At 40.7% G+C, this 12,703-nt stretch carries 9 protein-coding genes; 6 read left to right on the forward strand and 3 right to left on the reverse strand.

Features of this window, described 5'->3' with window-relative positions; translation table 11 throughout:
* Window positions 1-303: 303 nt before the first annotated feature.
* Window positions 304-1,155: a LysR family transcriptional regulator gene (locus tag PAUR_RS03285; protein ID WP_192506389.1), complete on the reverse strand. Its 852-nt coding sequence runs from the start codon at window positions 1,153-1,155 to the stop codon at window positions 304-306.
* A gap of 130 nt (window positions 1,156-1,285) precedes the next feature.
* Here PAUR_RS03285 and PAUR_RS03290 point away from each other — a divergent pair, with 130 nt between their 5' ends.
* From PAUR_RS03290 to gcvP, 4 genes are all read left to right on the forward strand, one after another.
* A complete protein-coding gene (locus PAUR_RS03290) occupies window positions 1,286-1,858 on the forward strand; it encodes an aminomethyltransferase family protein (protein ID WP_192506390.1) in 573 nt (190 codons plus the stop codon).
* A 128-nt stretch (window positions 1,859-1,986) separates the two neighbouring features.
* Window positions 1,987-3,069: a glycine cleavage system aminomethyltransferase GcvT gene (gene gcvT / locus PAUR_RS03295; protein WP_192506391.1), complete on the forward strand. Its 1,083-nt coding sequence runs from the start codon at window positions 1,987-1,989 to the stop codon at window positions 3,067-3,069.
* Window positions 3,070-3,122: 53 nt separating this feature from the next.
* Window positions 3,123-3,512 carry a glycine cleavage system protein GcvH gene (gcvH, locus tag PAUR_RS03300; RefSeq protein WP_192506392.1) on the forward strand — a complete coding sequence of 130 codons (390 nt, stop codon included), beginning with the start codon at window positions 3,123-3,125 and terminating at the stop codon, window positions 3,510-3,512.
* A 184-nt stretch (window positions 3,513-3,696) separates the two neighbouring features.
* Window positions 3,697-6,588 (forward strand): aminomethyl-transferring glycine dehydrogenase, encoded by a 2,892-nt coding sequence (gcvP, locus tag PAUR_RS03305; protein WP_192506393.1) that lies wholly within the window; start codon window positions 3,697-3,699, stop codon window positions 6,586-6,588.
* Window positions 6,589-6,917: 329 nt separating this feature from the next.
* Here the strand turns inward: gcvP and PAUR_RS03310 are convergent, their stop codons facing one another.
* Together PAUR_RS03310 and PAUR_RS03315 are read right to left on the reverse strand one after the other, a co-directional pair.
* Window positions 6,918-8,621, reverse strand: coding sequence for a hypothetical protein (locus tag PAUR_RS03310; RefSeq protein WP_192506394.1), 1,704 nt, complete (start codon window positions 8,619-8,621; stop codon window positions 6,918-6,920).
* 54 nt (window positions 8,622-8,675) lie between these two features.
* A complete protein-coding gene (locus PAUR_RS03315; protein WP_192506395.1) occupies window positions 8,676-9,758 on the reverse strand; it encodes a DUF4297 domain-containing protein in 1,083 nt (360 codons plus the stop codon).
* A 767-nt stretch (window positions 9,759-10,525) separates the two neighbouring features.
* On the opposite strand from PAUR_RS03315, the gene PAUR_RS03320 reads away from it, so the two are divergent.
* Both PAUR_RS03320 and PAUR_RS03325 read left to right on the forward strand, forming a co-directional pair.
* Window positions 10,526-10,966: an acyl-CoA thioesterase gene (locus PAUR_RS03320; RefSeq protein ID WP_192506396.1), complete on the forward strand. Its 441-nt coding sequence runs from the start codon at window positions 10,526-10,528 to the stop codon at window positions 10,964-10,966.
* Between the two features lie 264 nt (window positions 10,967-11,230).
* Window positions 11,231-12,541 (forward strand): isochorismatase family protein, encoded by a 1,311-nt coding sequence (locus PAUR_RS03325; protein WP_192506397.1) that lies wholly within the window; start codon window positions 11,231-11,233, stop codon window positions 12,539-12,541.
* Window positions 12,542-12,703: the final 162 nt, after the last annotated feature.

Here is a 12,703-nt window from a genome sequence, read left to right on the forward strand (position 1 = left end):
CTTTATCGTCGTTGCGAAGTTCAATATTACCGCGGTTTTTAATTTTTTACTTTATCGTTGGCCTGAATTGGTTTCAGGGTCTATTCGCTGTTGTGCGGTAATAAGTTGAGCGTGGATTCTGACCTACGTCAGAAAGACGATATAGAATCAGAAAGACGATATAGTGAAATAGTATCGTCGGCCTGAGTTTTAACTTTATCGTCGTTGCGAAGTTCGATATTACCGCGGTTCTTAATTTGAGCTTTATCGTCGTCCTGAACTTGATTCAGGATCCATTGACTCAGAACTAATAATTGAACACAGTTAACTTAATCGTAGCGCAATAAATTCGGCTAACTTATCAACAGCGTGAACTGACTCAGCCGAGTTTTTCACTAAACAAATATCAATATCTCCCAACTCAGGTAAATGTTTGGTACTGGTTTGATAGCTCAGCTCGCTGGGGACGGTACTTTTCGCGAGTACTGTTACCCCTAACCCCTCTTTTAAAGCCGCAATGAGCCCTGTCAGATCGGCATTGCTGTAAATGATACGATGTTTCAGCCCCGCTTGCTGCAGCGCTTCAATAGCTCGACGGCGATAAATACAGCCTTCTGGTGCAGTCACCAAGGTGACCACTTGGTTTGTATCTTTGATTAAAGATAAATCGCCGACCCATACTAATTGATCTTGCATGAAAACGGGGAATTGTTCAGACCCCGTTTGTTCATTTAGAGCCAATACCAGGTCGAACTGATCTTGACGAGAGACTGAGAGTAAATGTTTACTCAATCGTGACTTTACCTCTAGCGATACATCGGGATACAAAGCAACAAAATCGCCAATAATAGAAGGCAGTATGCGTGCAGCAAATTCGCTGGGAATACCTAAGCGTACTTTGCCTGTTACGCTCTCAGAAGTGAACTGCTGTAAAATAGCATCGTTGTGCTGCAGCATTTGCTTGGCAAGGGGGAGTAATAATTCACCATATTGGTTGAGTACCTGACGTTGTCCTTGTTTTTTAAACAGCTTACAATTGAGCATATCTTCAAGGCGCTTAATTTGCAGTGAAACCGCCGGTTGAGATAACCCAAGGCGTTCACCCGCTTTCGCAAAGCCACCCACTTCCACTACCGTTACAAGTGTGCGCAGACCATCAATCGATAAGTTCTTCATATTAATAAATACAATTTAATCTAGCTGTTTATATAAGTATTATTTATCAATTGATAAAAAATTACAATTTGTTGTTGCTTATCTGCACCCATATACTCGCAGTTAATGAAAATTTATTTAGGGTGTAGCAATGACTTTTGCTCCTACTATGTTTGCTAAACATCGACAAGGTACTGCGCCGGTAGACAACAGCATGGTTGCTACACATAACCTAGTAGTATTGGACTTTAGTGGTTTTGAAACCACGCCATTTTTAAGCCAAGTGCTAGGGCTGAATTTAAACAAATTGATTGCCCCAGGACTGGGCGTCAAAGGTCAATTAGTCAGTGGTGAATATTTTGCCATTTATTATTTTAGCGAAACCGCGTATCGGTTTGTGGTCAATGCAGATGCGATTGCATCATTTAAAGCCTTAATTGAGCAACATGACCACGAATATGATATTGAGCTGGTGGTACGTGATGATTTAAATATCAATACGTTAAGCGGTCAGAATGCTTTTGACACATTAGTGAATAGCTTTGCACTCACTCCCGGCCTGCGCTTATCAGATAAACAAGTATGTTATGGCAGGCAAAGTGGTGAAGTATTTGTCACTTCATTGCTTGAAAGTGGGGAGCAGCAGTATCAATTGATTGCTTTACAGTCCACACTTGATAAGTGGCAAAGCGTGTTGGGTGAGCAAGGTTTCCACCTAAATTAACACATTAAATGACAAGGGCTCAGAGCGTATTCTGCGGCCCTTGTTGCTATTGAATTAACCCCACCTCAATATGAGGCAATACCTGTTGTTCATACACAACAGGTACACTAATAAAGTGAAGGAATGATATGACTTCTAAAACAGTACTACATGCTAAGCACATTGAAGCTGGCGCAAAAATGGTAGATTTCCACGGGTGGGATATGCCAATCAACTATGGTTCTCAAATTGAAGAGCATAATGCAGTACGTACCGATGCAGGTATGTTTGACGTATCTCACATGACCATTGTTGACGTAAAAGGTGACGACGCAAAAGCATTTTTGCGTAAACTTGTTGCCAATGATGTGGCCAAGTTAACTGTTCCGGGTAAAGCACTTTATACCGGTATGCTTAACGAGCAAGGTGGTGTTATTGATGACCTTATTATTTATTTCTTCACAGAAACAGATTATCGTTTGGTTGTAAACTCAGCAACACGTGAAAAAGACTTGGCACACATTGCGACGGTATCAGCAGGGTATGCTGTTGAAGTGACTGAGCGTCCAGAGTACGCAATGATAGCAGTACAAGGTCCGAACGCGAAAGCAAAAACGGCTGAGGTTTTAAATGCTGAGCAAAATGCCGCAGTAGAAGGTATGAAGCCATTCTTTGGTGTGCAAGCAGGTGATTTATTCATCGCTACTACAGGTTATACCGGTGAAGCAGGATATGAAATTGTGGTACACAATGACGGCGCGGCTGACCTTTGGCAAAAATTATTAGATGCAGGTGTTGCTCCTGCTGGCTTAGGTGCACGTGATACGCTACGTTTAGAAGCGGGCATGAACTTGTACGGTTTAGACATGGATGACACTGTGTCACCATTGGCTGCAAACATGGCATGGACGATTGCTTGGGAACCTGCTGAGCGTGATTTTATTGGCCGTAAAGTAGTTGAACAGCAACGTGCAGATAAGAGCACTGATAAGCTAGTTGGTTTAGTGTTAGAGAGTAAAGGTGTATTACGTGGTGGCTCTAAAGTTATCGTAGAAGGTGGCGAAGGGGTTATCACTTCTGGTACATTCTCTCCGACATTAGGTTTTAGTGTTGCTTTAGCACGTGTACCTCGCTCTACTGGTGAGACAGCACAGGTTGAAATGCGCAAAAAGTTAGTTGACGTTAAAGTAGTGAAGCCAAGCTTCGTACGTAACGGCAAGTCAATTATTTAATATTATAATAGGGCGGTGCGCCGCCTAAAAAAACCGAACCAAAGGAACAAAAAATGAGCAATATTCCTAGCGAGTTAAAGTACGCGTCTTCACACGAGTGGGTTCGCGCTGAAGGTGATGGTACTTATACTGTAGGTATCACTGAGCACGCTCAAGAGCTTTTAGGCGACATGGTATTCGTAGAATTACCAGAAGTTGGTGATGAAGTTGATGCGGGTGAAGATTGTGCAGTCGCTGAGTCGGTAAAAGCGGCATCAGACATCTACGCACCAATCACAGGTGAAGTCGTTGCTATTAACGAAGACCTTGAAGATTCACCTGAAACAGTAAACAACGATGCGTTTGGCGACGGTTGGTTATTCCGCGTAAAAGCATCTGATGAAGCTGAACTTGGTAACCTGTTAGACGCTGAAGGTTACGCAAACTCAATTGACGAAGACTAATCTTCGCGTGAGTTTTTAAAAGCCCCTAACTGGGGCTTTTATTGTTTTCAAACACACACTTTAATAAGGCCAATACCCATTGAAGTGGAGTGTTTTAAGTTGCTTAGCGTAAACCAAATATAAACCCCGTTGGTTTATTGCAGTAAATATTATTTATATTTTTGGATCATAGGAATCTGGACTAATGTCAAACGCCAAATCTCTTGAACAGTTAGAGCAAAAGCAAGATTTTATTCGCCGCCATATTGGGCCTAGCCCAGCGCAAGTTAGCGATATGCTAGCTGCTCTAGAAGTATCGAGTGTTGAAGAGCTGATCGGTCAAACCGTCCCTGCGGCTATCCGTTTAGAGCAAGGTTTAACAGTTGGCGATAGCCGTACTGAAGTTGAAACGCTGAGCTACTTAAAATCGGTTGCAAGCCAAAATAAAGTATTCAAGTCGTACATTGGTCAGGGTTACCACCCAACACATGTACCAAACGTGATTTTACGTAATGTACTTGAAAACCCAGGTTGGTACACGGCATATACTCCTTATCAGCCAGAGATTGCCCAAGGTCGTTTAGAATCATTACTTAACTTCCAGACTCTTACCATTGATATTACTGGCTTAGACTTAGCGTCAGCCTCATTACTTGATGAATCAACAGCTGCAGCAGAGGCGATGGCACTGGCTAAACGCGTATCTAAAGCGAAAAAAGCCAATGCATTCTTTATTGCTGAAGATGTTCACACGCAAACCATCGACGTGGTAACAACTCGTGCTGAACAGTTTGGCTTTGACATTATCGTTGGCCCAGCGACAGACGCGGTAAACCATGAAATTTTTGGTGCTCTATTCCAATACCCAAGCACAACGGGTGAAGTGGTAGACATACAAGCACTTATCGCACAAGTACAAGACAAAAAAGCGATTGCCTGTGTTGCCGCAGACATCATGAGCTTAATGCTACTAAAAGCACCAGGTAAACTAGGTGCTGACGTGGTACTGGGTTCAGCACAGCGTTTTGGTGTACCAATGGGCTACGGTGGTCCACATGCTGCATTTTTCGCAACACGCGATAAGTACAAGCGTTCACTACCAGGCCGTATTATTGGTGTATCAAAAGACCGTTTAGGTAACGATGCACTACGTATGGCAATGCAAACACGTGAGCAGCATATTCGTCGTGAAAAAGCCAATTCAAACATTTGTACAGCGCAGGTATTGCTTGCCAACATGGCTGCATTTTATGCGGTGTACCATGGTCCGCAAGGGCTAAAAACCATTGCGCAGCGTACTAACCGTTTTGCCAGTATTTTAGCAACCGGCCTTAAAGCAAAAGGCGTTGCACTGAAGCATGACACATGGTTTGACACGCTGACGGTTGTAAGCGCAGATAAAGACGCCGTAGTAGCACGTGCAATTGCAGCAGAGGTAAACTTTGCAACTAACCATGCCGGTGAATACTCGGTATCAGTGAACGAAACAACCACTCGTGCTGATGTAGCACAGTTGTTTGATATTATTCTCGGTGCAGGCCATGGCCTTGATGTAGACGCACTTGATACTCAGGTTGCAGCTGATGGCATCACAGGTATTCCTGCAAGCCTAGTACGCGACGACGAAATATTAACGCACCCTAACTTCAACTCGTACCACAGCGAGACTGAAATGCTGCGTTATATTAAGCGTCTTGAAAATAAAGATTTAGCGCTTAACCACTCTATGATCTCATTAGGTTCATGTACCATGAAACTGAATGCGACAGCGGAGATGATCCCAGTAACGTGGCCTGAATTTGCAGAAATGCACCCATTCTGCCCGCTTGATCAAGCACAAGGTTACCAAGTGATGATTAACGAGCTTAACGAGTGGCTGGTAAACATCACCGGATACGACGCAGTATCACTACAGCCAAACTCTGGTGCACAAGGCGAATATGCGGGTCTTATCGCAATTCGTAAATACCATGAGTCACGTGGCGAAGGGCACCGTAACATCTGCTTAATTCCAAGTTCAGCACATGGTACTAACCCAGCATCAGCACAAATGGCCAGTATGAAAGTGGTGGTTGTCGCGTGTGACTCGCTTGGTAACATTGATATGGACGACCTACGTGCGAAAGCCGCTGACGTAGCTGAAAACCTATCATGTATCATGGTAACTTACCCATCTACACACGGTGTTTACGAGCAAAGCATCAAAGAAGTATGCAACATCGTGCATGAGCACGGCGGCCAAGTATACATGGATGGCGCGAACATGAACGCACAGGTGGGTATTACCAGCCCAGGTTCAATTGGGTCTGACGTATCGCACCTTAACTTGCACAAAACATTCTGTATTCCACACGGTGGCGGTGGTCCAGGTGTTGGCCCAATTGGGGTTAAATCACACCTTGCAGAGTTTATGCCTAACCACAGCGTGATTAATGTACCAGGCACGACTGAAGGCAATGGCGCAGTATCAGCAGCACCTTACGGTTCAGCAGCCATTCTGCCTATATCATGGGCATACATCACGATGATGGGCTCAGAAGGCTTAAAGCAAGCAACTGAAATGGCGATTGTGAATGCCAACTACTTAACTGAAAAGCTAAGTGAGCATTACCCAATTTTGTACCGTGGTCAAAACAACCGTGTTGCACACGAATGTATTGTTGATTTACGCCCAATCAAAGATACGTCAGGTATCACAGAAATGGATATCGCTAAGCGTTTACAAGATTATGGTTTCCACTCACCAACTATGTCGTTCCCAGTAGCGGGCACATTGATGATTGAGCCTACTGAGTCTGAATCTAAAGTAGAAATCGACCGCTTCATTGAAGCCATGATCTCTATCAAGGGTGAAGTAGACAGAATCACCTCTGGTGAATGGTCTATCGAAAACAACCCATTGGTATTTGCACCACACACTCAAGCTGACGTATTAGGCAATGAGTGGAACCGAGCGTATGACCGTTTCTACGCGGCATTCCCAGTACCAAGTGTGGCAAAAGACAAATTCTGGCCAACAGTTACACGTATTGATGACGTGTTAGGTGACCGTAACTTAATTTGTTCATGTCCACCAATTGAGACCTATGCAGAGTAATTGAGGTAGGTTGGGCTTTATGCCTAATCTCAACCTAGATTTCAAAAGCCGCTTTGAGTGATCAAAGCGGCTTTTTTGTGGCTTGTTAAATAGAAGCCGGTGTTTTAATTATGTCTTCCTGACGTAGGTCAGGATCCATAAAGCTCTTGTATCAGCACTTTTTGTTTCTGAACACAATCACCGATAAATTACTCTTTTATGGCTTGCAGGATATGTCTATAGGACAGTGTATCTGCGTAGTTGGTTGTGTTGTTAGGGCTGCACAATACAAGACCTGACCTCATGAATTTACTTTTGATTTTTTCAGATTAAGAGACGTTATTTGTAAACTACTCAAAAAAACTCCCTATCTCTTGTTTAACCAGTTTAAATTCCTCTTTTTTTAGTAAAGAACGCTCATTTTCCAGATAAAATGTTTTACCTGTGGAAGTCATAGGCTTTAAAGCTGGATCATCCATACCACACAAAAATACTTGGGCATCTTCAGGAATATTCTCAATTAGTGATTGAACAATAACTTCGTATCGCATACCTGCTTGCTCCTGTTGTTTAGGAGTATCTACAACTAGAGGAGCTAAAGCCGTTTCACTGAATAAATATGATAATTTGTAGATTGATAAATAATAAGCTAATAAAGCTCGAGTTCCCTCAGCCGCACCGCCACTTACAGCAACTTTCTTGTGTGTCATTGGTGACTTTATTTTAGAGGTCTGAACTCCATGAGCCCCAAGCCTTGTAACTAAAGAAGGGAAAATCTCTTGAAATTTATCGAAAGACTCCTTTTTACGCTCTTTCATGGCTTTAGTTCTGTCTTTCCCAAGCCATTTCTTCTTATTTGTCAAGCCTGAAAGCTTAACTATGTTTTCTTGTCTTGAAGATTCAACTCGATAACGCACCGAATGTGCTGCAACTGAATCTAAAATATTGGAAAGGTTAAACTTTGTTTCTTTTTCTTCTCGGTAATATTTTTTATTCAATTTATCAATTCGATTTTTAACGCCATCCAGCTCTACTAGCTTCTCAGACAACTCAGAGTCGAAGTCCTCTATTTCATGCTGAATTCTTAGACAAACTTGCTTAGATTGTTCTTGATCTTGAAGCAAAGAAAAGCGATCAACCAAAGTATTATCGTAAGTCGTTCCACATGTAGGGCACTCAAGCTCAACTTCCGAGGCATGTTCTAATGCATATTCATAGTCTAATTCCGATTCTTCTAATGAAGTTTCAGCGATTCTAAGTTGGATTTCTTGATGTTTTCTATTTGCCTTTAAGCCTGCAATTTCTTCAAATAAAACCTCTTGAAATGAGTGTAGATCAGCCAAATCTTTTTCTAACTCGACTTTGATTTCATCTAGCTCGGACTTATCTACAGTGGTAGTGATTTTGGGAATAAACTCATCTACAACACTGATTGCAGTATCAATCCTTGCAACTTCATTATTAACGTTTGTTTTTTCTCTCTCCACCTCATACATTTCATCAGTAAACTGAAAGTACTCTTTAGTAAAAGCGCCACAATGATATGGTATGATATCAGTAGTCCAGCGAGCGTATTGTTTTAAATCATTAAAGCTATCCCAAGCTTCAATCCAGCTTCTTTTTTGGTCTATGTAAAATGGTAAAAAATAGAATGCGGCAGGCGGAGTAGTGGCGATGTTAGAGTCTCTTGCTGGTAAAAGTGCGTTAAACCCAACAATTGATGCGAAGTGTTCAGCATAATCCCCCGTCAAGCTATTATATACGGCAAGCTGCTTATTTTTTTCACCGAGCATAATTCTAGATGAATCCCGAGCGCAAATGTAAACTTTATCATTGACTGCAAATTCGATAACGGTCTTACTCTCAGTGCCTTTCCAATTATCATCAAAATAAGGGTTACAACCTAATGACCAGAATAAATTCTTTACTAAAGTAGATTTACCAACACTGTTATCACTCCCTATTATCACGTTTATTCGGTCGAATGTTAGATGAATCCCTTTTTGTTCCTGTTCCGACAGAATCATTAGCTTTCTGAATATTAAGCTTTTCATAGGTAGACTTCCTCAAATTCCTTATCAATAATTTATAGTTTTCCGCACTCATATTTACTCACTTAATAATTCGTAAAGTACAGCTGCAATCAATTCGTTCTCATCATTAAATTCTTGCTTAAGTGACTCGGGCAAACCACTTCGAATCGCCATTTCCAACTCAGATATATCTTCAAATACACCTTGATGTGATAATTCAAATTCGCCTATAAACTTAGAAAGCTTTATGAGCTGAGAATTTCGTGTGCCTAAGCGTCTATTATAATATCTCTGAAATGCATGCTTAATGTTGCGAACTCTTAGGGATTTGAAACCATATTCTTTAAGCACATCGTTTAATGAAGATGTTAAATCATTATCCATTGTGCGTTTTATATTGCGTTCAATGATATCTTGTACTTGAGTGCTGGTTATTGCTTTTCGTCTTAAAGCCCGTTCCCACTCAACGTAATCAAAAGTATCTTCACCTTTTTGGTCTAAATCCTCAATTAAGCATCTGTATATAGATACAGTGTCATTGTTGCTGTCAGGAGATAAATTTTCAAGTAAAGTTAAAACTCTCCCTTTCACCGCATTTCGAAAATCAGTTGAAGGTAGGTCAGGCAAAATAAACGCCAAGGTTTCAGGCAAACTTATATCAGGCAATTCTTTAGTTAACTTCTCTTTGATTAGGCTAATCTCAGTATCATCAAGGTGCCCAACTTTAATAACATCTAAGTTTAGATTTTTATCCTTTAGCTTTAAATCGAAACCACCTGTAGATACTAAATTGATATTCTTGATTCTATCAGCAAAAGATTTACCGCATGAATCTAGAAGTAATTTAGCTAAGACAGAATTTTTCCCTGATTTATAGAATAAGCTGCTTGCAGTATGCTTTGTCGCTGTTTCCTTTACTTGATTAAACTCAAACTCTGCCGTTTTAGAGTTTAAAGAATCAGTTATTACTACATCATCATGACACTCAACGAATAAAGCATATTCACTATTATTCTCGTGTGCCTCCAGAACTCGACATAGCGCCCAATGGTATTGATAATTGTATTTCCTATGAGTGTCACTACCACTTTTTTCTCTTTGGGCATCTTGCGCTAGAGGATTATCAACTTCATTTCCCTCTATATCATTGGGATTCATCCAAATTACCACCTATAAAATTAAGTTATACAATCTACTGGATATAATATTATTTATTGTTCAACTGTATAAAGCATCAATGTAAATAATTACCCCTCCCCATTTTCTCTATCATATAATCGATATATCTTTAATAATATAATTGCCTAACAGCATGATTTTCTATAGGTGACAGAGTAATGCAATTTCGCTTGCGTTGTAATCGTTGCTTTCGAATGGAGGTTGAGCAATTATTTATGAAAAAGAGCAATGCATATAAAGTTTGATTGACTATGATTCTATTTCAAAATACTTACCTAATTTGAATGATTTTCTGAACTTTTGATTTTGCTGCTCTGTAAGGTATAGCCTCATAAATTCGTTCGCAGTCTTCTAGGTTTAATAAAGTTTGCATTCCTTACCTCTTTTAATAGTTGATTCTTGGATCTAACAATTATTTATGTGTATTGAGCAGCCTTGAGTTATCAAGGTAATAACTTTAAGTCTACTTTACAGTAACATTGTAGGGGAAATAAACTCTTAATTGATTAAAAATCGAATTAGGAAAATTAACGAAAAAAATTAATGGGTGTTGTGGTCAACCAATCAATGGGGTCCAATCAATGGGGTCCAATCAATGGGGTCCAATCAATGGGGTCCAATCAATGGGGATAGCTCAGACTCTGACCCCTTTGATGCTTTTTTCATTTAGGGATCGCATTGTGCTTGTTGCTGGTACGATGAGTTGCTACTCTCAAAATAAATAACCATAATTTTGAGGCAACGTCATGCACGAGTTTTTCGAAAAGTTTGCAATTAATACAAAAGTGAATGTGGTGTGGGGAGAAATGGATGCATTGGGGCATGTGAATAACGTGTCGTATTTTCGCTATTTTGAAACCGCGCGAATTGATTTTTTAAGCCAAACGGGCTTACTGTCTATATTATCAGAGCCTAGCCATAGCCCTGTTCTGCGTGATACTTACGCGCAATACAAACGGCCAGTGACTTTTCCTGATACGCTGCATATTGGTTCATATATTACCGATATAAAAGAAGACCGCTTCACGATGCGCTACGAGGCGTTTAGTGAATCACAGCAAGCAATATGCACAACGGGGTATGCGAGTGTGGTGATGTTTAATATGAACTCAGGGCAAAAAGCCGCCATTCCAAGCAATATGCTAACCATACTGAAGCAATACACGTTAGACAACAATCGCAACTGACGGGTTAAAAGTTCAGTTGGATGGATACTGTATAAGTGTTGTGTCTCGGAGTGTGAACATCAAACGACTCATAGGGCGATTGCACGAAGCAAGACCTGGCCCTGATTATTCTCTTTTAATTTCACTCGCGCATAGTCAATTACAGACAAAAAACGCTTGAACTATCCTCGCTTGACTTTGTTAACCAAACGTTTAACTATCGTTAATTGTTTGAAATTTGGTCATGTATTTACTTTGCAATAAGGATAATTAAACAGGTGATTTATGAAAAAGTCTCTATTAGTGTTGTCATTGGCGTTTGGACTGTCTGCGTGTAACATTGATGACAGGTTACAATTTGCGTCAGAAACGAAAAAGAGTGAACAGATTCATTTGAGTGCCGAAAATACGGGGTTGCTCATTATTGATGCTCAGCAAGGATATGTCATGGATAGTGACGACTTTTGGGTTAAGGTCTTCTATCCGCAATATGAAATACCAGCACAAAATGTCGACCCTCAATTGCATTCTAGCATTGATCGTATTGCACAATTGGCGCAAAAAGCCAATGAATTAAATATGCCAACAACCATTACTTATGAAGCGTTCGAAACCGATTTGGGTTTAGATTATACGCCTTACATAACGCGTATTGAGCAAGCACTTGATGAAAATACCCAAAGCTACTTTAAGCAAACATTTAATTCAACATTAGAAGCTGACATACATGCAGCAATGAAAGCGTGGTCTGATGCTGGGGTTTCTCGAGTGATTGTCGCGGGGGCCGAAACCGATGTATGTGTTATGCAAACCATTTTAGGGCTCAAGAAAATGGGCTTTGATGTATATTTGGCGAGTGACGCGACGTTTTCTACTGAAATTTATGAGCGACCCACTTTCAAACGTTTACAGCAAGCAGGCGTTAAGTTGGCAAAGGCCAGTGAAATTATTGAATCGATGGCAGCCAAAGACAAATTGATTTTTAGCCCGCGCTATGCCGTTGGCACGCGAGATGAGCTTTATCAAGGCGACCGCCATAAAATGGCGATGATCAATTTTAATATGGATGACACAAGCTTGGCTAAGGCTGAACATGATAATAAACCAGCAACAGCGCCTAGGTTTACATTTTTAGGGTTAGAACAAGAGTTTTTATTTAGCTATATGCCGAGTTTTCATGTGAATAAAAAAGGGAAGGCTTACACATCGAAATATCGAAAAAATGCCAATGTTGTGAGCTATAAAACAATTGACCCTGTGATTGCAGATATAAAAGCCGCTGGCAAGACGCAAGCGGTTATCTCAGGCGTGGTTTCGCAGTTAGGTTTGTATGATGCGGTCTATAAGTTAATAGAAGCAGATATTACGCCAGTCATTCTAGAAGACGCATTACTAGGATCTGATGTAGACCCAATTCACTATTTAGATTATATCTATCAATTGGGGGCGGTGCCAAGCGCGCAAAAGTCGCATGGTTATGAGATGTATGTCGAAATACAGTTAGGGGATTTTACTGAAGAGGAAATAGCGGCTTACTATCAAATGATAGCGCTAAATGAAGTCGTGATCCCAGAGGTATACCCGCGTTTACGTTAGGTTTTTAACGTTTAATTCAGGGTTAGCGAATCTTATCCTAAAATAAAATTGCACCGCAAATTAAAAAGTCAGAATCAAAGGGATCAGCGTCGTTGATCCCTTCTTAAATCATGATGCTGTTGATCTCAGTAAGTTGAAGTACTAGCTAGCATACGTGCTTTA

This window comes from Pseudoalteromonas aurantia 208, from assembly GCF_014858725.1.
GTDB classification, from domain to species: Bacteria; Pseudomonadota; Gammaproteobacteria; order Enterobacterales; family Alteromonadaceae; genus Pseudoalteromonas; species Pseudoalteromonas aurantia.